Genomic DNA, 22,519 nt, shown 5'->3' on the forward strand with positions numbered 1-22,519 from the left:
CACTCGGGGGACCCTGTGCCGCTCGGGGACGACAAGGGAGGCCACAGGCTGTGAACGAAGCGATGAGCACCGAACCGGCGACTACCGGACCCGCGATGCACGGTTCCGGGTGGAAGCGCGTGATGCTCAAACTCTCGGGAGAGGCGTTCGCGGGCGGTGGCGGCCTGGGCATCGACCCCGAGGTCGTCCAGTACGTGGCCGAGTCCATCGCCGAGGCGGTCTCCGAGGGCATCCAGGTCGCGGTGGTCGTCGGCGGCGGCAACATGTTCCGCGGCGCCCAGCTCACCGAGGGCGGCATCGAGCGCGGCCGCGCCGACTACATGGGCATGCTCGGCACCGTCATCAACTGCCTCGCCCTCCAGGACTTCCTGGAGCGGCTCGGTGTGGACACCCGCGTGCAGACCGCGATCCACATGAGCCAGGTCGCCGAGGCCTACATCCCGCGCCGCGCCGTCCGCCACCTGGAGAAGGGCCGCGTGGTCATCTTCGGTGCCGGTCTGGGCGCACCGTTCTTCTCGACCGACACCACCGCCGCCCAGCGCGCGCTGGAGATCGGTGCGCAGGCGGTCCTCAAGGGCACCCAGGTCGACGGGGTCTACGACTCCGACCCCCAGCGCAACCCCGACGCGGTCAAGTTCGACAAGCTCAACTACAACGAGGTCCTCACCCGCGGCCTCAAGGTCATGGACGCCACCGCGGTCAGCCTGTGCATGGACAACGGGCTGCCCATCGTCGTCTTCGACCTGATGAGCCAGGGCAACATCCTGCGCGCGGTACGCGGTGAGAAGATCGGCACCATCGTCGGGCCGACCCCGGTCTGAGACAGAGCCTCCGCGACCACAGCAAGTCACGACACCAGGGAGCGCCCACATGATCGAAGAGACCCTCCTCGAGGCCGAGGAGAAGATGGAGAAGGCCGTGACCGTGGCGAAGGAGGACTTCGCCACGATCCGCACCGGCCGCCCCACCCCGGCGACCTTCAACAAGATCACCGTCGACTACTACGGTGCCCGGACGCCGATCAACCAGCTGGCCTCCTTCTCGGTCCCCGAGCCGCGCATGGTGGTCATCTCGCCGTTCGACGTCAACTCGCGCACCGAGATCATCAACGCCATCCGCAACAGCGACCTGGGCGTGAACCCCTCCGACGACGGCCAGGTCATCCGTGTGGTGTTCCCCGACCTGTCCGAGGAGCGCCGCAAGGAGTACGTCAAGGTCGCGCGGACCAAGGCCGAGGACAGCAAGGTCTCGATCCGCAACGTCCGCCGCCGTGCCAAGGACACCTTCGAGAAGGCCGTCAAGTCCGGCGACGTCGGCGAGGACGAGGCGCACCGCGCCCAGGCCGAGCTGGACGAGCTGTCTTCGAAGTACGTCGCGTCCGTCGACGAGCTGCTGAAGCACAAGGAATCGGAACTGCTCGAGGTTTAGCCGGTGACCCTTCCTTCCTCCAGCGACTCGGGAGGCGATGACCGCTCGCCCGAGCACAGACCCGGCGGCGGGCCGCAGGACGGTCCCGATCCGGACGGGCAGCGCTTCGTGCTGCACAAACCGGGGGGCGAGCCGGTCCGGACGGGCCGCAACCTCCCGGTGGCCATCGCCAGCGGGTGCGCCCTGGGCGCCCTCGTGTTCTTCTCGATCTTCCCCTGGCCCCAGCTGTTCACGATCATCACCTCCCTGGGGGTGCTGATCGGCCTGCGCGAGGTCAACCGGGCGTTCGCGGGCAAGGGCATGGGCCTGGCACTGGCACCGCTCGCCGTCGGCGGCGTGGCCATGCAGGTCGCCGCCTACTTCGGGGGAACCGACTGGCTGGTGGGCACGACCGCGCTGACCGCCATCATCGCCCTGGTGTGGCGGCTTCGCGGAGGTACGGAAGGGTTCGTGGCCGACGTCGCGGCGAACCTGTTCACCCTGGTGTACCTGCCGTTCCTGCTGGGCACGTGGCTGCTGCTCATCTCGCACCCCGAGGACGGCCAGTACCGCCTGGTCACGTTCATCGTGGTGACGATCTCCAGCGACATCGGCGGGTACTTCGCCGGGATCCTGCTGGGCAGGCACAAGATGGCGCCGGTGATCAGCCCCAACAAGACCTGGGAGGGCTTCGGCGGCTCGGTCGTGGGCTGCGCCGTCGCGGGCGCGCTGTGCGTGACGCTCATGCTGGACGGCCCGTGGTGGGTCGGCGTGGTCCTCGGCCTGGCGGTCGTGCTGGCCGCCACCGTCGGGGACCTCATCGAGTCGCTGTTCAAGCGCGACCTCGGGGTCAAGGACATGGGCGGGTTCATGCCCGGGCACGGCGGCCTGATGGACCGCCTGGACTCGCTGCTGATCGCCGGTCCCGTGACGTGGATGGTGCTGAGCCTGCTGCTGTAGGCGGGCGGCGGACGGGGCGGGTTCCTGCGGGACCCGACCCGTCGGCGTCCCCGCGCCTGGCCCGCCGACCGGGAGGGTGGATACGCTCGACGGGTGGAAGAACCGCTGATCGAACGAATGCGCGTGTACGGCGAGACGGTCTTCGCCGAGATGACGCGGCTGGCCGTGGAGACCGGGTCGGTCAACCTGGGGCAGGGGTTCCCCGACACCGACGGTCCCCGCTCCCTGCTGGAGGCCGCCTCCGGGCACATCCTGGAGGGGGTGAACCAGTACCCGCCCGGGCCGGGCCGCCCCGAGCTGCGGCGGGCGGTGAGCCGGTACCGGGCCCGCCACTACGGCATCGAACTGGACCCGGACACCGAGGTCTACGTCACCGTCGGCGCCACCGCCGGGATCGCGGCCGCGATGCTCGCCCTGGTGGAGCGCGGCGACGAGGTGGTCGTCTTCGAGCCGATGTACGACTCCTACGCCGCCATGATCACGCTGGCGGGCGGGGTGCGCAGGCCGGTGACGCTGCGGCCGGACCCCGTGACCGGCCGGTTCACCTTCGACCCCGCTGAGCTGCGCGCGGCCGTGGGCCCCCGCACCCGGATGGTCGTGGTGAACACGCCGCACAACCCCACGGGGACCGTGTTCACCGCCGAGGAGCTGGAGGCGGTCGCGCAGGTGTGCCGCGAGCACGACCTGATCGCGTTCACCGACGAGGTGTACGAGTTCCTCACCTTCGACGGGCGGCCGCACGTGCCGCTGGCCTCCCTGCCGGGCATGCGCGAGCGGACGCTGTCGGTGTCCTCGGTCGGCAAGATGTTCGCCGTGACCGGGTGGAAGACCGGCTGGGTGATGGGACCCGAGCCTCTGGTCAACGCGGTGCGCACGGTGAACCAGTTCCTCACCTTCTCCGCCAACGGCGCGCTCCAGCTGGCCACGGCCGACGCCATCGACCACGAGGAGGAGTGGGTCGCCGCCCAGCGCACCGCCCTCCAGGGCAAGCGCGACCGGTTGGTGGAGGGGCTGACCGGCGCCGGTTTCGACGTGGACGCGTGCGAGGGCACCTATTTCGTCATGGCCGACATCCGCCCGCTCGGTTACACCGACGGGGTGGAGGTGGCCCGCGCGCTGCCCCGGGAGGCGGGGGTGGCCGCGGTGCCCGCCCAGGTGTTCTACGACCGGCAGGAGGAGGGCGCGCACCTGCTCCGGTTCGCGTTCTGCAAGAGGGACGAGGTGCTGGACGAGGCGGTCGCCCGCCTCGTCGGCTGGCACGCGCGCGGGCGCTAGGGACGAAGGACCGGTCGGGCACGGGTCAGCGTGTACCGGGTCGGCACGCGCGCGAGAGGTGGGAACCCGCCGCCGTGCGTCCCCTACGGGAGCGCGCGGCGGCGTCCGTCAGGCCCGAGGGCTCCTGCGGGAGCGCGCGTCCATCACCTCGACCAGGCGCCGCTCGGCGTCGGGCCCCGCGGCGATCCGGGGCAGGCGCCACATCAGGGCGGCTCCGGCCACCCACCACACGAGCACCATCAGCCACTCGTTGGGCCAGCTCAGCGCCGCGGGCATGCCGGGCAGGTAGAGCAGGAGCAGCCCCAGGCTCAGCACGAGGGCCACCACGCCGACGGGGACGCCCGCCGGAACGGTGAAGGGCCGCTCCATGCCGGGTTCGCGGCGGCGCAGCACGAGGAAGCTGACCACCACCGTGACGAAGCCGACCACGATGTTCAGGCCGCCCGCGTTGACCAGCCAGCCCAGCATCGGCTCTCCGAAGAACGGGGACACCAGCGAGAGCGCGCCGACGAACAGGACGGCGTTGGACGGGGTGCGAAAGCGCGGGTGCAGGCGGCCGAACCAGGCCGGGAGCATCCGCGAGGCGGCCATGGCGTAGATGAGGCGGCTGCCGCCGATGAGGAAGGCGTTCCAACTGGTGAGCAGGCCCGCGACACCGCCGAGGACGAGCAGGTTGCCCATGGCCGCGCTGTCCCACATGGCTGCGACGGCGTCGGCGGAGGCCAGGTCGGAGGCCGCCAGCCCGTCCGGGCCCAGGCCCGATCCCGCCGTCAGCATGACCATCACGTACCAGGCGGTCGCGCAGAACACCGACAGGACCAGCAGGGTGCCGACCATGCGGTACGGGAGCCTGATCTCGGAGGCCGACTGCGGGATGACGTCGAAGCCGACGAAGAGGAACGGGACCGCCACCAGAACCACGAACACGCCCGAGACGCCGCCGGTGAACAGCGGCCGCATGTTCTCCACGGACCCGCCGACGAACGCGCCGGTGACCATGACGGCCCCGGCTGCCAGCAGGAACAGCACCGCGACGGTCTGGAAGACGCTCGCGGGCTTGATGCCGACGTAGTTGAGCACGGTCATCAGCACGGCCGCGGCCACGCCGACGGCGACCAGGCTGGCGTGGACGTCGTACCCGGCGACGGTCCACAGGCGGCCGACCGCCATGTCGGGGAAGAGGTAGACGAGGGTCTGGGGGACGGCGACGGCCTCGAAGGCGACGACGGAGACGTAGCCGAGGGCCATGGCCCAGGAGGCGGTGAGGGCCCCCTTGGGGCCGATGGCGCGCATGGCGTAGTGGTGCTCTCCGCCCGCGTGCGGCATCGCGGCGACGAGTTCGGCGTAGGCGAGGCCGACGAAGGCCATGATGACGCCGCCGACCACGAAGGCCATGATGACGCCGCCGACCACGAAGGCCAGGGCGGCGCCCGCGCTGCCCGCCGCGCTGACGAAGTCGCCGACCAGCACGATCCAGCCGAAGCCGATCATCGCGCCGAAGCCGAGGGCGAGGACGTCACCCCTTCCCAGCACCCGGACGAAACTCTGGCTGTTGTCGGACACGGAGTCTCCCAACGGTCGTGCCTGTGGTGCAGGACACACAAGCACGCGGCGGCGGTGAGCGGAAGAGCCCGTCGCGGACGTGTTCGCCTCCGGTCCGTTCCGAGGCGGAGCGGCACCCGGTGGTCCGCTCCCGCCGCCTACCGGTTCAGGGGTTCCACACCATGGTCCGCTGGTGCACGTGCTTTCCCCTGAAGCGCACTCCCGGCACCACCGGGGCCGGACCGTGGGGCTCGAACCCGGCCCGTGCGAAGAAGCGCACGGCACCGGTGTTCTCCACGAGGGTCTGCAGGTGGCAGCCGCGGGATCCCCGCGCACGCAACCGCTCCTGCCACTCGCGCACCAGAGCGGCGCCCACGCCGGTGCCGCGTGCCCGGGACTCGACGTTGACGTGCAGGTGGGCGGGCCAGCGCGGATCCGAGAGCTCGCCCGCGGTGGGCCTGCGCCGGAGGACTGACACCCCCGTGTCCAGCAGGGCCCGGGCGAAGAAGGCCGCCGGTCCGCGTCGCAGAGCGAGCCGGTGCTCCCGGATCGCGCGGTCCATGAGCTCGCTCTCCCCGGGCATCGCGGAGGGGTCGGGACAGCCGGTCAGGTAGCCCGCCATCCGTCCGTCGACGAGGGCGACGAGGAGTGAGTCGGGCACGTGGTCCATGTAGGGATCCAGGTAGATCGCGGCCTCGGACGGCAGGTGTCCCCAGAGCGCCCCGGACGGCGACCCCTCACCCGCACGGGCGAACAGCGCCCGCAGTTCGGCGCGGTCGTCCTCGCGGAAGGTCCGGATCTCGGTACTGGCCACGGCGCCGCCCCTTAATTGTGTATCTAATACAGTGTAGATGATACACAGTGCGGCGCCCGGGCTGACAAGGGCCCGGGCGCCGCACCGGCGACTCCGTTTGGGATGTGCTTTCGAACCGGCCTCAGCCTGTGGGGGTCGGTTCGGGCGCCCACGGGGTTCTGGAGGTGGCGGAGGTGAGGCTGCGAGGAACGAGCCGTCTCACCGTAGGCACCGAAGGTTCCCGTGCTTCGGGTGACCGGACACGGACCGAAGCGAAGCGGAGGTCCAAAGAGGACACTGCTAGGCCTCGGGCTCGAACCAGACCGCGCCGAGCGGGGGCAGGACGACCTCCGCCGAGAACGGCTGCCCGTCCCAGGGCACGGGCTCGGCCTCCACGCGGGCGGGCACCGGGTGGTCCGAGCCGCCGAAGCGCGCCTCATCGGTGTTGAGCAGCGCGGTCCACCGGCCTCCGGAGGGCAGGCCCATCCGCCGCTCCGTACGGGGCACCGGCGAGAAGTTCACCGCGCAGGCGAGCACCGAGCCGTCGTCGCCGTGGCGCAGGTACGACAGCGTGTTCCCCTCGCGGTCGCCGCCGTCCAGCCAGGTGAAGCCCGCCGGTGCGGTGTCCTGTGACCACAGCGCGGCCCGCGGCCGGTAGGCCTCGTTGAGGGCCCGCACCAGGCGCTGCACCCCCGCGTGGTGCTCGAACTGGAGCAGCCACCACGGCACGCCCTCCTGGTGGGACCACTCGTCGCCCTGGGCGATCTCCCCGCCCATGAACAGCAGCTGCTTGCCCGGGTGGGACCACATGAACGCCAGGAGCGCGCGCAGGGTCGCCGACCGCTGCCACTCGTCGCCGGGCGGCTTGTTGAACAGCGACTGCTTGCCGTGCACCACCTCGTCGTGCGACAGCGGCAGCACGTAGTTCTCGCTGTAGGCGTAGACCATCGAGAACGTGACGTCGTCGTGGTGGTACTGGCGGTGGACCGGCTCCTTCTTGACGTACTCCAGGGTGTCGTGCATCCACCCCATGTTCCACTTGAACCCGAAGCCGAGCCCCCCGTGGTCGACCGGCGTGGTCACGCCCGTGTAGGCGGTGGACTCCTCCGCGATCATCGCCACGTGCGGGTTGCGCCGGTAGACGGTGGTGTTGAGCTCCTTGAGGAAGTCGATCGCCTCCAGGTTCTCCCTGCCGCCGAACGCGTTCGGCTCCCAGGCCCCGGAGTCGCGCGAGTAGTCCAGGTAGATCATCGAGGCCACCGCGTCCACCCGCAGGCCGTCGACGTGGAACTCCTCCAACCAGTACAGGGCGTTGGCCACGAGGAAGTTGCGCACCTCGGTCCGCCCGTAGTTGAAGATCAGCGTCCCCCAGTCCGGGTGCTCGCCCCGGCGCGGGTCGGGGTGCTCGTACAGCGCGCTCCCGTCGAAGCGGGCCAGCGCCCACTCGTCCTTCGGGAAGTGCGCGGGCACCCAGTCCAGCAGCACGCCGACCCCCGCGCGGTGCAGGGAGTCCACCAGGTGGCGGAACTCGTCCGGTGTGCCGAACCGGGGCGTGGGCGCGTAGTACGAGGTCACCTGGTAACCCCAGGAGCCGTCGTAGGGGTGCCCCGCCACGGGCAGGAACTCCACGTGCGTGAACCCCATGTCGGTCACGTACGCGACGAGCTCCTCGGCCAGCTCGGCGTAGCCCAGGCCGGGGCGCCAGGAGCCCAGGTGCACCTCGTACACGCTCATCGGCGCCCGGTGCTGCTCCACGCCCTTGCGCTCGGTCATCCACTCCTGGTCGGACCACACGTGCGCGGAGGAGGTGACCACGGAGGCGGTCGCGGGCGGCATCTGCGTGCACCGCGCCATCGGGTCGGCCTTGTCGCGCCAGTGCCCGTCGGCGCCCAGGACCTGGAACTTGTACAGCCCGCCCTCGCCGACCCCGGGCAGGAACAGCTCCCACACGCCGCTGGAGCCCAGGCTCCGCATCGGGTGCCCGACGCCGCTCCAGTGGTTGAAGTCGCCGATCATCCGCACGCCGCGCGCGTCCGGCGCCCACACCGCGAACCGGGTTCCGGCCACCTCGCCCATCGCGGTGTCCTCGACCCGCACGTGCGCCCCGAGGGCGTTCCACAGCTCCTCGTGGCGGCCCTCGCCGATCAGGTGCAGGTCCAGCTCGCCCAGGGTCGGCGCGAACCGGTACGGGTCGGCGGCCACGTGCTCGACGCCGTCCTCGTAGCGGGCGCTGATCCGGTAGTCGGGCACGGAGCCGAGCCTGCTCCGGGACACCTTCGCGGAGAACACGCCCCGGTGCAGGTGGTCCAGGCGCAGCCGCGAGCCGTCGGCCAGGACGGCGTGCACCTCCACCGCGCCCGGCCGCAGGGCCCGCACGACGGTGCCCCGGCCCTGGGCGTGCACGCCCAGCAGCGCGTGTGGGTCGTGGTGGTGGCCGTCCACCAGCCGGTCCAGGGCGGCGACCAGCTCGGGGTCGGGCCCCTTGCTCCGGGAGGCGGCCGGGGCCCGCTTGGCGGCCCCGCCGTTCTCCGCGGTCTTCTTCTTCGCCGCGGACCCGCCGTCGGCGGAGGCCTTCGCCTTGGCGGTGCCCTTGGCGCCGGCCCCGCCGTTCGCGGAGGCCGGTGCCCGCTTGGCGGCCGTGGCCTTCTTTCCCGCCCTGGCCGCCGCGGGTCCGTCAGCGGCGGGTTCCACCGCGGCCGCCGTCTCCGCGACCGACACCTCCTCCACGACCGGGATGCTCTCCACGGCCTTCTTCTTCGGGTTCTTCCCGTTCGACGCAGTCTTGGCTGCGCTGGCACGCGGACGTTGTTCGCTGCGGGGCGAGGTCAATACGGACTCCGTGGTAGTCGTGCGGACGGATCGGGGGGTGCGTGGTGGTCGAAGGGGCGGCCGCCCCGCTCGGGAGGCGGCCGTGTTCTTCGGGGCTCCGCTTCGCTTCGCCCCGTGCTCGGGCGTCTCAAGGGTGCGGACCTTCGGCGCCTTCGGCGGGTCGGCTCGTTCCTCGCAAACCCACGTCCGGCACCTCCAGAACCCCGTCGACGCCCGAGCCCGGCACCCCGGGGGCCAAGCGAACTCTCATCAGACACCGCCTATCCGGGCACGGGAGGCGCGGCGGCGGTGGCGATGGACTCCAGCGGGACCCGCAGCCAGTTCGGCCGGTTCCTGGCCTCGTACAGCACCTCGTACACGGCCTTGTCGAACTCGAAGGCCCGCAGGACCACCAGGTGCTTCTCCGGGTCGGCCCCACCGCCGTCGGCGTAGCCCCGGCAGAACGCCTCCCGGTTGTGCTGGGCCCAGGAACGGGCCGCCCACTCCAGCCCGGGGTCGCCCGGGTGCCCGATCAGCAGGTACCCGGCCGCGTAGTCGAAGGAGCGGAGCATCCCCGCCACGTCCCGCAGCGGACTGGACAGGCGCTGGCGGTCGCGCACCGGCACGGTGGGCTCGCCCTCGAAGTCCAGCAGCACCCACCCGGACCCGGTCCGGATCGCCTGCCCCAGGTGGTAGTCGCCGTGGATGCGCTGTATCGGCAGCGGCTCGTCCACCTCGGAGAAGTCGGCGTAGGCCTCCATCACCCGGGGTGCGTGCTCGGCCAGTTCCGGCACCTCGGCGCTGGCCATCGCCAGGCGCTCCACCATGGCGTCGGCCATCTCGGCCGCGCCCGTCGGGGTGAGCACGTCCGTGGGCAGGGCCCTGGCCAGCGACCGGTGCACCTCGGCGGTGGTGCGGCCCAGCCGGGCCGCCTCCCCGGTGAACGCGGACTCGCGCCCGCCCCCCGTCCCCTCCAGCAGGGCGCGCACGTTGGCGGTGGCGAGCACCCACCCGTCCGTGGCCTGCGGGATGAAGGTCTGGAGCATGGCCAGCGTCGTGGGCGTGGAGTGCCCGGCCAGGTCGGCCTCGATCCACCCGCACGGCCGGGCCACGTACGGGGTCCCCGACAGGGCCATGTTCAGCTCCAGGTCCGGGTTGGGCCCGGGCCAGAGTCTGCGGAAGGTCTTGAGGATGTAGTCCTCGCCGAAGACCAGCGACGTGTTGGACTGCTCGCCGGTGAGTATCCGCCCGGCCGACCCGGTGCGGATGCTCCCGCCCGGCAGGCTGCGGAAGCGCACCCTGCCGGAGGGCTCGGCCCCGGTGGGTGCGGCGAACCGCTCCAGGAGCATCCGGGTCAGCTCCTCGTCGTGGGCGGCGTCGTAGACCACCCTGGGTCTGCCGCCCGCCACCTGGCACACGCCGATGGCCACGCGTGCCAGGTCCGGCGGCAGGGAGCGCGGCGGACGCGAGCCCAGCAGCACCTGGTAGCGGGAGCTGCGGCCCCGCTGCCCGGCCTGGAGGACCAGGACGTTCAGGTCCGGCCCTTCGGGGCCGGAGGTCACCAGCGTGTGCCTGCTCTCGACCCGGATCTGGCGGATGGGGATCCCCTTGCCGGAGAACCAGCGCTGTCTCGGTAGCCAGACGGCCAGGAGTTCTTCGAGTTGGGACATGTCAGAGCGGCCCGTTTCCCTTCTCGCCCCCACCCCGATCCGTGCGCTCAGCGGCTGGGCCGGGAGGGCCCGCTGCGCGCACCGCGCTCCCGTGGGAGGGGGCGGAGGCGCCGTCGCCGAACGCGGGGGAGACCCCGGCCGGGATGCTGGACGTCGTGCTCACTGGGTGGTCCGGTGCATGCGTCCGGGGCGCGGCCGCCGCCACCGGAGAGGTCTCGAAGGTGGCGTGCACCCGGGCCCCGGCCTCGGGCAGTCCGTAGGACGGCATGCCGTCCCGGCTCCCGTGCGCGGACCCCTGCTCGGCGGTCGCGGGCAGCTGGAACCAGTAGAAGCCGTGCCCGGGCAGGGTGAGCAGGTAGGGCAGCTCCCCGATCTCGGGGAAGCGCACACCGCCCACGCACTCCACCGGGGCGACACCCGCGTAGCGCCCCAGGTCCAGCTCCACGGGCTGCGGGTACCGCGACAGGTTGTTGACGCAGAGCATGCGGTCGTCGCCGTGCTCGCGGATGAAGGCCAGCACGCTCGGGTTGGTGGCGTTGAGCTCGGTGAAGGCTCCGGTGCCGAACACGGGGTGGCGCTTGCGGATCTGGATCATGCGCCGCGTCCAGTGCAGCAGCGAGCCGGGGTTGTCGCGCTGGGACTCGACGTTGAGCGCCTGGTAGCCGTAGACCGGGTCCATGATCAGCGGCAGGTACAGGCGGGCCGGGTCGCCCTTGGAGAACCCGGCGTTGCGGTCCGAGCTCCACTGCATGGGCGTGCGCACGGCGTCGCGGTCGCCCAGCCAGATGTTGTCGCCCATGCCGATCTCGTCGCCGTAGTACAGGACGGGCGAGCCCGGCAGGGACAGCAGCAGGGCCGTGAACAGCTCGATCTGGTTGCGGTCGTTGTCCAGCAGGGGTGCGAGCCGCCTGCGGATCCCCACGTTGGCGCGCATGCGGGGTTCCTTGGCGTACTCGGAGTACATGTAGTCGCGCTCCTCGTCGGTGACCATCTCCAGGGTCAGCTCGTCGTGGTTGCGCAGGAAGATCGCCCACTGGCAGTTGCGGGGGATCGGCGGTGTCTGGGCGAGGATCTCCGAGATCGGGAAGCGCTGCTCCTGCCGGACCGCCATGAACATGCGCGGCATCAGCGGGAAGTGGAAGTTCATGTGGCACTCGTCGCCGCCGGACTCGAAGTCGCCGAAGTAGTCGACGACGTCGGACGGCCACTGGTTGGCCTCGCTCAGCAGCACGCGGTCGGGGTAGAGCCGGTCCACCTCGGCGCGCACGCGCTTGAGGAACTCGTGCGTCTCCTTGAGGTTCTCGCAGTTGGTGCCCTCGCGCTCGTACAGGTAGGGCACGGCGTCCAGGCGGAACCCGTCGATGCCCAGGTCCAGCCAGTAGCGCAGGACCTCCAGGATCGCCTCCTGGACGGCCGGGTTCTCGAAGTTGAGGTCGGGCTGGTGGGAGAAGAAACGGTGCCAGTAGTACTGGCCGCGGACCTCGTCGTAGGTCCAGTTGGAGGTCTCGGTGTCGACGAAGATGATGCGGGCCCCGTCGTAGCGGTCGTCGGTGTCCGACCACACGTAGAAGTCCCCGTAGGGCCCGTCCGGGTCCTCGCGGGAGGCCTTGAACCACGGGTGCTGGTCGCTGGTGTGGTTCATGACCAGGTCGGTGATGACCCGGATGCCGCGCCGGTGCGCCTCGTCCAGGAGCTCCACGAAGTCGGCGGTGCGGCCGAACTCCGGGAGGATCTTGAAGTAGTCGGAGATGTCGTAGCCGCCGTCGCGCAGGGGCGACTCGTACATCGGCAGCAGCCACACGCAGTCGACGCCCAGCCACTGGAGGTAGTCCAGCTTCTGCACCAGACCGGCGAGGTCGCCGGTGCCGTCGCCGTTGGAGTCGAAGAAGCCCCGGGCGAGCACCTCGTAGAAGACGGCGTGTTTGTACCAGTGGGGATCACTGGTGCCGCCGGAGGACATCAGCGGGCCGGTGGCGGCCCCGGTGGCCGGGGCGAGCGGACCGTGTTCGGCGTGGCCGTGTCCGCCGGGGCCGGGCTCGTCTTTGCTCATCTACTGCTCCCCACCAAGAATGTTCGACGTCGGTTCAACAGGCGTTTCGGACACGGAGGGGCGCCGGCGGAGACGCCGGTGGGCCCCGTGCGCCGGTTCCGGGGCCGCTATCTGCCGCTGACGGTGAACACGTGCGCGGGACCGGCCGCGGGGTCGAGCCGGACGTAGTTGTCCGCGCCCCAGGTGTAGGAACGGCCGGTCAGCTCGTCGGTCACCCTGAGCTCCTCCTCCCTTGTGAGGCCGATGGACGGCAGATCCAGGTGCACCGTCGCCTCGCGTGCGTGGTGCGGGTCGAGGTTGACGACGGTGATCACGGTGTCGTCGGGGTCCTTGGGTCCGGTGCCGGGCCGGTGCTTGGAGAAGCAGAGGATCTCGGGCCGGTCCACGTGGTGGAAGCGCAAGTTGCGCAGCTCCCGCAGTGCCGGGTGCTCGCGGCGCAGCCGGTTGAGCAGCGTGAGCAGCCCGGTGAGGGATTCTCCGGAGGCCTCGGCCGCGGCCCAGTCGCGGGGGCGGTACTGGTACTTCTCCGAGTCGAGGTACTCCTCGCTGCCCGGCCCGGCGGGGGTGTTCTCGCACAGCTCGAAGCCGGAGTAGACGCCCCAGGTGGGGGAGAGCAGGGCCGCCAGCACCGCGCGGACGGCGAACGCGGGCCTACCGCCGTGCTGGAGGTAGGCGTGCAGGATGTCCGGGGTGTTGGCGAAGAAGTTGGGGCGCAGGTAGTGGGCGCTCTCCCGGCTCAGCTCGGTGAGGTAGTCGGTCAGCTCGTCCTTGCCGTTGCGCCAGGTGAAGTAGGTGTAGGACTGGTGGAAGCCGACCTTGGCCAGGGTGCGCATCATGGCGGGGCGGGTGAAGGCCTCGGCGAGGAACAGCACGTCGGGGTGCCTGAGGGCGACGTCGGCGAGCAGCTTCTGCCAGAACGCGACCGGTTTGGTGTGCGGGTTGTCGACGCGGAAGATCCGCACGCCGTGCCCGATCCAGTGCTCGACCACCCGCAGGATCTCCGCGTACAGGCCCTTGAAGTCGCGGTCGAAGTTGAGCGGGTAGATGTCCTGGTACTTCTTGGGCGGGTTCTCGGCGTGGGCGATGGAGCCGTCGGCCCGGGCGGTGAACCACTCGGGGTGCTCGGTGACCCAGGGGTGGTCGGGGGAGCACTGGAGGGCCAGGTCCAGGGCAACCTCCATGCCGTGCTCGCGGGCCTCGGCGACGAAGGCGTCGAAGTCGGCGAGGGTGCCCAGGTCGGGGTGGACCGCGTCGTGGCCGCCGTCGGCCGACCCGATGGCCCACACCGACCCGGGGTCGCCGGGACCGGCGGTCAGGGTGTTGTTGGCGCCCTTGCGGTGGGTGGTTCCGACGGGGTGGATCGGCGGGAGGTAGACCACGTCGAAGCCCATGTCGGCGACGGCGGGCAGGCGCTTGGCCGCGGTGGCGAGGGTGCCCGAGCGCTCCTGGCCGGGAACGGTGTCGACCTGGGCGCCCTCCGAACGGGGGAAGAACTCGTACCAGGAGCCGAACAGCGCGCGCTCGCGGTGGACGACGACGCTGGTGCGCCTGGACCTGGTGACCAGCTCGCGCAGGGGCGCGCGCTCCATCTCGGCCAGGACCTCGGGGGTGAGCGCCGCCTCGAAGCGCTCCGTCGGGGTCATGGAGGTGTCGCGCAGCGCCCTGGCGGCGGCGTTCAGGGCGGGGTGGCGAGGGACCCGGCGCCCGGCGCGGGCGAGCAGGCGGGCACCCTCCTCCAGGACGAGCTCGGTGTCCTGGTCCAGCGGGAGCTTGACGCCCGCGACGTGGTGCCAGGTGGCGAAGGGGTTGGTCCACGACTCGACGGCGAACGACCACGTCCCCTCCGTGGGGAGGCTGACGCAGGCCTCGTACCGGTCGGTGCCGGGCGCGTGCTCGCGCATGGGGACGAGCCGTTCGCGGCGTCCCTTGGGGGAGTAGACGACGACGCCCGCGGCGAGGGAGTCGTGGCCCTCGCGGATCACCGTCGCTCCCACGGTGAAGCGTTCACCCGGAACGGCTTTCACCGGTCCGAGGTCGTTCTCTGGAGAGATATCGAGGATGGGAAGGCGTCCGATCACTGGCTACACCGTAATTGTCGTGGTTCGGCGTTGCGGAACCGTGCTGTTTTTCGGCAGGCGGAAATAACCGGGAGTTAATCCAGGGTAAGGCGGAGTTCATGAAGTGTCCGGAACAGAAACTGTCCGGATTAAGGCTTCGGTGCCCTCCGCTGTCTATCGTCTGCCCTCTTGTGGTGTTTGGCGGAGTGCCAGGGCCGAATAATTTATGTGATCCTCGTCACACTGGCTGGGTGTACTAAGAGCTGGTATTTGCCGGGTTTCTGCTGAGTAAACCTCTCAAAACGGTCATAAGGCCACACCAGATGCAGGTGCCTCTGTAGTTGTTTTCCGATGTATTCTGCGGAAATGCCGAAAAACTGATCGGTCATGTTGGGCGGTGTGTCGAGGTGGGTAGGGATGATCGAATGCACTCGCGAGTTGTCTGGCCGTATTCCGGACATCCGCGTGTGACCGAATAGTCTCCTAAGGATCTTTTGTCCCGAATCCGGTCACCCGCGATCGGCTCGGCCTTCTCCGCTGCCCCGTCCTCCCCCGCCGTCGGCCGTGTGGTGTGCCTGTTTCGTGGTGATTGACGAATTATGTTCTTTCTGCGGTGCTTTGCTTGGCATTGGGGAAGTTTTTCGCTGACACACCCGTTCACCCGGTCTGCCCTTTGCGTCCGCCCTGAGACCGTGGTCGATGGAGTTGCCTGCCCGCACGTCCCGCGGGCGGGGCGGCACACGGCTGTAGGGGGCGACGTGACGGAGTCCAACCAGCGTTCGCCGCGCGGGCGGCGGCACGAGGCCCCGCGCCGGGGCTGGCGCGGCGTCCTGTCCCGCGCGGGGGCCGCGCTACCGGCCGCGGCGGGCCCGCGTGCCCGGAGGTGGGCCGAGGTCCTGCGCCGGAAGCTGGAGGAACCGCCCCCGGCGGAGGACCGCAGGGAGATGATCCAGCGCCTGGCGGGTACCAGCGCGGTCGCCGGTCTGCTCACGGCGGCGCTGGTCATGCCCTGGGTGGGCGGTCTCGGACTGGTGGCCAAGGACTCCGCCGCGGCCTTCATGGCCCTGCCCAGCGACCTGGCCGTGCCGCGCCCGGCCGAACGCGTGCTGCTGACCGACGTCGACGGCGAGCCGATCGCCGAGGTCGCCGAGCGCGAGCGCGACGTGGTGCCGCTGGACGAGATCAGTCCCTGGGTGCCCGCCGCCCTCATGGCGATCGAGGACGACCGCTTCTACGAGCACGCCGGGCTGGACCTGCGCGGCACGCTGCGCGCCGCGGTCCGCACCGCCCTGGGCAACACCCAGGGCGGGTCCACCATCACCCAGCAGTACGTGAAGAACCTCCTCATGGAACAGGCCGACACCGAGGAGGAGCTGGCGAGCGCCAACGCGCGCACCCTGACCCGCAAGGTGCTGGAACTGCGCTACGCCATCGAGCTGGAGGAGAAGCTCACCAAGGACGAGATCATGGAGGGTTACCTCAACCTCGCCTACTTCGGCCAGAACGCGTACGGCATCGAGGTCGCCGCCGAGCGCTACTTCTCCGTCCCGGCCTCCGAGCTCAACCCCGCGCAGGCCGCCACGATCGTGGCGCTGGTGCGCGCGCCCTCGTACTACGACCCGCTCACCAACCCCGAGGCCGCCACCGAGCGCCGCAACCTGGTGCTGGACCGGATGGTCGCCACCGGATACCTGGAGAGCGCGGAGGCGGAGGAGTACAAGGGCCGGGGCCTGGAGGTGGACGAGACCGCGCGCGGGGGCAGCTGCTTCAGCAGCGAGCAGCCGTTCTTCTGCGACTACGTCATGCGGTGGCTGCGCGGCTCCGACGCGCTCGCCGACACCCAGGAGGAGCGCGACCGGATGCTGGAGCGGGGCGGTATCACCGTGCGCACCACCCTGGACCTGGGCATGCAGGAGTCCGCCGAGCAGGCGATCGAGCGCTACGTCCCCGCGGGCGACTCCCACAAGTTCGCCGCCGAGGTCCTCGTGGAGCCCGGTACCGGCCGGGTGCGGGCGATGGCCCAGAACATGCGCTACGGCTTCGACGACGAGCCGGGCACCACCTCGATCAACCTGTCCGTGGACCACGACGACGGCGGGTCGCTGGGCTACCAGGCGGGGTCGACGTTCAAGCCGTTCACCCTGGCCGCCGCCCTGGACTCCGGGCTCGATTACGGCACCAGCTTCTCCTCGCCCAAGAGCACGACGGTGAGCGGTCTGGAGAACTGCGAGGGCGGGAGGATGGCGCCCTGGTCCGTGGGCAACGCCGGGGAGAGCGACGGGGGCAGGCACAACATGATCAGCGGGACGAAGGGTTCGGTGAACACCTACTTCGCGCAGCTCCAGGAACGCGTCGGCCTGTGCGAGACGGCGAAGATGGCCCGGAGCCTGGGCGTCCACCGCGCGGACGGCGAGGACCTGGAGGTGTGGAGCTCCTTCACCCTGGGCGACCAGGAGGTCTCCCCGCTGACCATGGCCAGCGCCTACGCCGTCTTCGCCTCCCGGGGCACCTACTGCGAACCGGTCCCCGTGACCTCGGTCCTCGTCGAGGGCGAGGACGGCGAGGAGATCGAGGTGGGCACCGAGTGCGAGGAGGGCGCGCTGGACACCGAGGTCGCCGACGGCGTCAACCACCTGCTCCAGCAGACCTTCGACGGCGGCACCGCCAACGGCCTGGAGATCGGACGCCCGGTGGCGGGCAAGACCGGCACCACCGACAGCGCTGCCTACGCGTGGTTCGCGGGCTACACCCCGAACCTGGCCGGGACCGTGGTCGTCGGCGACATCCGGGGCGGGGAGCAGCACACGCTCCAGGGCGTGACCATCGGCGACCGCTACTACGGCATCGTCTACGGAGCCACGCTGCCCGGCCCGATCTGGCAGGCCACCATGCGCGAGGCCGTGGCGGACCTCCCGGAGGAGGAGTTCGCCCCCTCGCCGAAGGTCTACGGCAAGGCCTCGGACAAGCCGTCGGGCGGCGGTGGCGACGATGACACCGGTGGCGACGGCGGTGACGGCGGCGTCGCGGCCGGTGGCGGGGGAACCGGCGGTGACGGCGGCGCCGGGGATGACGGTGGCGCGGCCGGTGGTGGCGCCGGTGGCGGTGGTGAGGGCTCGACCGGCGGAGACGGAGGCGCCGGTGGTGGCGGTGGTGGTGGGGGTTCGACCGGTGGTGGCGGTGGAACTGGTGGTGGCGGCGGTGAGGGTTCGACCGGTGGCGGTGGAGGCGGCGGTGCCGGTGGCGGTGGCGGAGGCGGTGGTGGTGGGGGTTCGACCGGTGGTGGCGGTGGAACCGGCGGTGGCGGCGGTGAGGGCTCGACCGGCGGCGGTACCGGCGGTGGCGGTGGAGACGGTGGGAGCACCGGCGGCGGTGGCGAGGGTGGCGGCGGGTCCCCGGGCGAGGACGGCGGCGCGCCCTGGAGCGGCGGGACTCCACAGCCGCAGGTGCCCGAGGGCGGCGTCGGGCCGTCGGACTGAGCCCTCCATGTGTGTAAACGCGGCCCGGGAACACCCCGGCGTTCCCCCTTGTTCATACTGGAGGAAACCGACAGGGGAGCGCGCGAGCGCTGAGAGTGCGGCACCAGGCCGCAGACCCTTACACACCTGATCTGGGTCATGCCAGCGAAGGAAGTCGTAGGAACCGTCACCGGTGGCGTGTCTCCCGCGCACCGGGGACGTCCCGGCGCACGCGGAACGCGCCCCGGAGCCGCTCTCGGCCGCCCGGCCCCTCGCATCCCCCGGCGAAGGGACACCGCATGAAGAGGAACACCACCACCCCCCAGGGCACCGGCTTCCGGCGCGACGTCCTCGGCCGGCTGCGGAGCTGGCGCACCGTCGACATCGTCGTGGCCGCCGTCATCGGCGTCGCGGTCGGCGTGGTCTTCTGGCTCTGGAACATCGTCTGGTCGGTCACGACCCCCCTGTTCGTCGGCTTCCCGCCCGCGCAGGCCGTCGTCTACGGCATGTGGCTGATCTCCGGCGTGCTGGGCGGCCTGATCATCCGCAAGCCCGGCGCGGCCCTGCTCACCGCCATCGCCGCCGCCTCGGTGTCGGCGCTCCTGGGCACCCAGTGGGGGATCATGGTCGTCCTCGACGGCGCCCTCCAGGGCATCCTGCCCGAGCTGGTCTTCCTCGCCTTCGGCTACCGCCGCTGGGGCATGGGCGTGGCCGTCCTCGCGGCGGCGGCCGCGGGGATCTCCCCGGCCATCCGCGACAACCTCGCCTACAACGTGACCTGGCCGCTGTCCTACCAGGTCGCCTACGGCGTCATCGTGGTGGTCAGCGCCGCCCTCATCGCGGGCGTGGGCGCCCGTCTGCTCACCACCGCCCTGGCCCGCTCCGGGGCCCTGGCCCCCTTCCCGTCCGCGAGGGGCTGACCGTGGCCTTCGCGAACGGGCACCGCGCGGCGGCCGGGGGTCCCGGCGCGCGCGTGGAGTTCTCCGGCTGGGGCTGGCGGCACTCGGGCCGCGGGTCCCACGCGCTGCGCGGCGTGGACCTGGTGATCGAGCCGGGCGAGCGCGTACTGCTGCTGGGTGCCTCCGGCGCGGGCAAGTCCACCCTGCTGCACTCGATGGCCGGCCTGACCGGCGAGGACGGCGCCATCAGCGGCGACCGCGAGGGCACCCTGCTCCTGGACGGCGAGCCCGCCGACCGGAGCCGGGGCTCGGTCGGCATGGTCAGCCAGGACCCCGAGACGCAGCTGGTGATGGCGCGCGCGGGCGACGACGTCGCCTTCGGCCCGGAGAACCTGGGCGTGGCCCCCGAACTCATCTGGCCCCGGGTCCACGAGGCGCTGGAGGCCGTCGGCTTCCCGTACGGACCGCGCCACCCCACCGGCGCTCTTTCGGGCGGCGAGAAGCAGCGCCTGGTGATCGCCGGGGCCCTGGCGATGCGTCCCCGCCTGCTGCTGCTGGACGAGCCCACCGCCAACCTCGACCCGGCCGGTGCCGCGCTGGTGCGCGGCGTGCTGGCCCGCCTGCTGGCCGAGACCGAGGCGACTCTGGTGCTGGTCGAGCACCGGGTGGCCGACGTCGTGGACCTGGTGGACCGGGTCGTGGTCGTGGCGCCAGGCGGAGGCGTCGTCGCCGACGGCTCCCCGGGGACCGTGTTCGCCGAGCACGGGCGCTCGCTGGCCGCGCAGGGCGTGTGGGTGCCCGGGCACGAGCCCGCGCCCGTCCTGGCGCCCGCGCCGGGCGGGGAGCCCCTGCTGGAGGCCGTGGGCGTCGCGGCGCGCACCCCGCTCCAGCTCGGCGTGCGCGCCGCGCCCCGGCGCACGGTGCTCGAAGGGGTGGACGCCGCCGTCCGAGCCGGGACCGCGACCGCCCTGACCGGCCCCAACGGTGCGGGCAAGTCCACGCTGCTGACCATGCTCGCCGGACTGTCCAAGCCCCACCGGGGGGCGGTGCTGCCGCGCGGGCCGCTGGCCGGGGCCGACCCGCGCCCGCTCGTGCGCTGGCCCGCCCGCAGGCTGGCCCGGCACGTGGGCACGGTCTTCCAACACGCCGAGGACCAGTTCGTCACCGCCACCGTGCGCGACGAGCTGCGCTTCGCCCCGCTGCGCGCCGGAACGGGCGAGGCCGAGACCGAGGCCTGGGTGGGAGAGCTGATGGAGCGGCTGCGCCTGTCCGCGCTGGCCGACGTGCACCCCTACACGCTCTCGGGCGGGGAGAAGCGGCGGCTGTCGGTGGCCACGGCGCTCAGCTCCGGCCCCGCGCACGCGCCCGACGCGCTCGTCCTCGACGAGCCCACCTTCGGCCAGGACACCCGCACCTGGACCGAACTCGTGGAACTGCTCGCCACCCTGCGGTCCGCGGGCCGGGCGGTGGTCATGGCCACCCACGACGACCTGCTGCTGCGCCACCTGGCCGACGCTCGGGTGCGCGTGGCCGGGGGCCGCGCCGTGTACGAGGCCGCCGCACCGGACGCGGATGCCGGGGCGGGCCCGCCCGGCCCGCCCGTGAACGCGGGGCACGCGGCGGCGGAAAGGGGGAGCCGTGGCTGACCGGAGGTTCCCGGACACACCCGTGGACGGAGACCGCGCACCGGGTGAGGGCCGTATGCCGGATGGGATCCGGGAGGCGGACGAGGTCCGTCGCGCACCGGATGAAGTCCGTGTACCGGGCGGGGCACGAGAGCAGGGCGGGACCCGTGTACCGGGCGGGGACGCGCTCACCCTGGAGGCGCCCGAGGACGGCGGGGCGCGCTTCTGGCTGGTCGGGCTCAACCCGGCGGCCAAACTGCTCGCCGCCCTGCTGCTGGGCGTCGGCCTGGTCCCGGCCGTGGACGCCGTCACCGGCGGCGTGGTGCTGGCGGGCGTCCTGCTGCTCCTGCCGTTCAGCGGGATCGACCGGCGCACCCTGCTCGTCCTGGGCGGTCCCTTCCTGCTCATGGGGCTCTCCAACGGACTGGTCAACTACCTGTACGGGGAGCACGGCGCGGAGGGCGCGCTGGGCGCCGCGGTGCGCCTGCTGGCCATCGCCCTGCCCGGTCTGCTCGCGGCCGTGAGCAGCGACCCCACGGAGACCGCCGACGGCCTGGTGCAGCGGCTGCGGGTGCCCGAGCGCCCCGCCATGGGCGTGCTGGCGGCGCTGCGGCTCGTCCCCCTGATCGCCGACCAGTGGCGCACGATCACACTGGCGCGGAGGGCGCGCGGGCTGGAGGCCGGGCGCAACCCCGTCCGGGCGGTCGCGCTGTTCTTCGGCCGCCTGTTCGCCCTGCTGGTGCGCTCCATCCGCACCGGGACGCTGCTGGCCGCCGCGATGGACGCGCGCGCCTTCGGGACCGGGCCGCGCACGCGCGCCCGGGAGAGCCGCTGGCGGACAGCGGACACGCTGCTGCTGGCGGGCTCCGCCCTGCTCCTGGCGGCGGCCTACGCCCTGTCCTCGTGGCTGGGCACCCTGGTGCTGCTGTTCTCCTGAACCGGGTGGTAAGCAGTTCGGAGACAGTGACGTCCAAGTGAGTGAGGGGCAGCAGACCGTGGGCGAGTTCGTGCGAGTGGAGACAGACCCGGACCACCCGGCCGTGGCCGTGATCCGGCTTGACAGGCCGAAGGTGAACGCGCTCAACGCCGCGCTCACCGCGGAGATCGCCGAGGCCGCGACCCGGGTCTCCAAGGACCCGGACGTGCGCGCCGTGGTCGTCTACGGCGGCGAGCGGGTGTTCGTCGCGGGCGCCGACATCAAGGAGATGGCCGACCGCACCGCCGCCCAGATGCTGGGCTACGCGCGCGACCTCCAGGGCGCCCTGAACCTGGTGGCCCGCATCCCCAAGCCGGTCGTGGCGGCGGTCACCGGGTACGCGCTCGGCGGCGGCCTGGAGCTGGCCCTGGCGGCGGACTTCCGCGTCGCGGGGGCCGGAGCCAGGCTGGGCGTGCCCGAGATCCAGCTCGGTGTCATCCCCGGCGCGGGCGGGACCCAGCGCCTGCCCCGCCTGATCGGCTCCTCCCGGGCCAAGGAGATGATCTTCAGCGGCCGCCACGTGAAGGCGGACGAGGCCCGGGAGATCGGCCTGGTGGACCAGGTCGTCCCGGACGAGGAGGTCTACCGGGCCGCCGTGGCCCTGGTCGCCCGGTACGCCGAGGGCCCGGCCGTCGCGCTGGCCGCGGCCAAGGAGGCGGTGGACCGGGGCCTGGAGACGGACCTGGAGACCGGTCTGGAGATCGAGCGCCTGCACTTCGCGGGACTTTTCGCGACCGAGGACCAGAAGGACGGCATGCGCAGCTTCGTCGAGCAGGGGCCCGGCAAGGCCGTTTTCCAGGGGCGTTGAACGGCGCTGACCGGCGCCGACCGGGCACCGAAACAGCAGGTGGGGGCGGCGGCACACCGCGCAGTGCCGCCCGTCCCGCCGCCGTTTCGGTGGATTCGAGAACTTTTCGCCCCGCTCGTTGGATCGAACGGTGTCACGGGGGGTTCGTCCGGACGTCCGCATCCGGCCAGTCCGGACAGGAGGGAGGGAACCGC

At 71.8% G+C, this 22,519-nt stretch carries 15 protein-coding genes and 1 riboswitch; of the genes, 9 read left to right on the plus strand and 6 right to left on the minus strand.

What is annotated here, in order from left to right; genetic code table 11:
• Window positions 1–62: 62 nt before the first annotated feature.
• From pyrH to FYW99_RS16110, 4 genes are all read left to right on the plus strand, one after another.
• Complete coding sequence (gene pyrH, locus FYW99_RS16095) at window positions 63–821, plus strand: UMP kinase (protein WP_150252986.1); 759 nt, start codon at window positions 63–65, stop codon at window positions 819–821.
• A 49-nt stretch (window positions 822–870) separates the two neighbouring features.
• Window positions 871–1,428, plus strand: coding sequence for a ribosome recycling factor (gene frr / locus FYW99_RS16100; protein ID WP_061078164.1), 558 nt, complete (start codon window positions 871–873; stop codon window positions 1,426–1,428).
• 3 nt (window positions 1,429–1,431) lie between these two features.
• Window positions 1,432–2,367, plus strand: a complete 936-nt coding sequence (locus FYW99_RS16105) for a phosphatidate cytidylyltransferase (RefSeq protein WP_150252853.1) — start codon at window positions 1,432–1,434, stop codon at window positions 2,365–2,367.
• Window positions 2,368–2,460: 93 nt separating this feature from the next.
• Entirely contained in the window at window positions 2,461–3,642 is a 1,182-nt protein-coding gene (locus tag FYW99_RS16110; protein WP_150252854.1) for a pyridoxal phosphate-dependent aminotransferase, read from the plus strand.
• 108 nt (window positions 3,643–3,750) lie between these two features.
• Here the strand turns inward: FYW99_RS16110 and FYW99_RS16115 are convergent, their stop codons facing one another.
• From FYW99_RS16115 to FYW99_RS16140, 6 genes are all read right to left on the minus strand, one after another.
• Entirely contained in the window at window positions 3,751–5,205 is a 1,455-nt protein-coding gene (locus FYW99_RS16115; protein WP_150252855.1) for an APC family permease, read from the minus strand.
• 145 nt (window positions 5,206–5,350) lie between these two features.
• Window positions 5,351–5,998, minus strand: a complete 648-nt coding sequence (locus FYW99_RS16120) for a GNAT family N-acetyltransferase (protein ID WP_150252856.1) — start codon at window positions 5,996–5,998, stop codon at window positions 5,351–5,353.
• A 279-nt stretch (window positions 5,999–6,277) separates the two neighbouring features.
• Window positions 6,278–8,443, minus strand: a complete 2,166-nt coding sequence (glgB, locus tag FYW99_RS16125) for a 1,4-alpha-glucan branching protein GlgB (protein ID WP_449289645.1) — start codon at window positions 8,441–8,443, stop codon at window positions 6,278–6,280.
• 623 nt (window positions 8,444–9,066) lie between these two features.
• Window positions 9,067–10,455 carry a maltokinase N-terminal cap-like domain-containing protein gene (locus tag FYW99_RS16130; protein WP_150252857.1) on the minus strand — a complete coding sequence of 463 codons (1,389 nt, stop codon included), beginning with the start codon at window positions 10,453–10,455 and terminating at the stop codon, window positions 9,067–9,069.
• 1 nt (window position 10,456) lies between these two features.
• Window positions 10,457–12,505: a maltose alpha-D-glucosyltransferase gene (gene treS / locus FYW99_RS16135; RefSeq protein ID WP_150252858.1), complete on the minus strand. Its 2,049-nt coding sequence runs from the start codon at window positions 12,503–12,505 to the stop codon at window positions 10,457–10,459.
• A 107-nt stretch (window positions 12,506–12,612) separates the two neighbouring features.
• A complete protein-coding gene (locus FYW99_RS16140; protein ID WP_150252859.1) occupies window positions 12,613–14,583 on the minus strand; it encodes an alpha-1,4-glucan--maltose-1-phosphate maltosyltransferase in 1,971 nt (656 codons plus the stop codon).
• A 737-nt stretch (window positions 14,584–15,320) separates the two neighbouring features.
• Here FYW99_RS16140 and FYW99_RS16145 point away from each other — a divergent pair.
• The 5 genes from FYW99_RS16145 to FYW99_RS16165 all read left to right on the plus strand — a co-directional run bounded on the left by FYW99_RS16145 (window position 15,321) and on the right by FYW99_RS16165 (window position 22,325).
• Window positions 15,321–18,038, plus strand: a complete 2,718-nt coding sequence (locus FYW99_RS16145; protein ID WP_150252860.1) for a transglycosylase domain-containing protein — start codon at window positions 15,321–15,323, stop codon at window positions 18,036–18,038.
• 62 nt (window positions 18,039–18,100) lie between these two features.
• Window positions 18,101–18,208: riboswitch (TPP riboswitch) on the plus strand.
• A gap of 108 nt (window positions 18,209–18,316) precedes the next feature.
• Window positions 18,317–18,937: an ECF transporter S component gene (locus FYW99_RS16150; protein ID WP_150252861.1), complete on the plus strand. Its 621-nt coding sequence runs from the start codon at window positions 18,317–18,319 to the stop codon at window positions 18,935–18,937.
• A 2-nt stretch (window positions 18,938–18,939) separates the two neighbouring features.
• Window positions 18,940–20,562, plus strand: a complete 1,623-nt coding sequence (locus tag FYW99_RS16155; protein WP_150252862.1) for an ABC transporter ATP-binding protein — start codon at window positions 18,940–18,942, stop codon at window positions 20,560–20,562.
• 55 nt (window positions 20,563–20,617) lie between these two features.
• Window positions 20,618–21,478: an energy-coupling factor transporter transmembrane component T family protein gene (locus tag FYW99_RS16160; protein ID WP_223839059.1), complete on the plus strand. Its 861-nt coding sequence runs from the start codon at window positions 20,618–20,620 to the stop codon at window positions 21,476–21,478.
• A gap of 58 nt (window positions 21,479–21,536) precedes the next feature.
• On the plus strand, window positions 21,537–22,325 hold the full coding sequence (locus FYW99_RS16165; RefSeq protein WP_150252989.1) for an enoyl-CoA hydratase/isomerase family protein: 789 nt from the start codon (window positions 21,537–21,539) through the stop codon (window positions 22,323–22,325).
• The last annotated feature ends 194 nt before the right edge of the window (window positions 22,326–22,519 follow it).

Origin of the sequence: Nocardiopsis deserti (assembly GCF_008638355.1) — a bacterium.
In the GTDB taxonomy this organism is placed as follows: Bacteria; Actinomycetota; Actinomycetes; order Streptosporangiales; family Streptosporangiaceae; genus Nocardiopsis; species Nocardiopsis alborubida.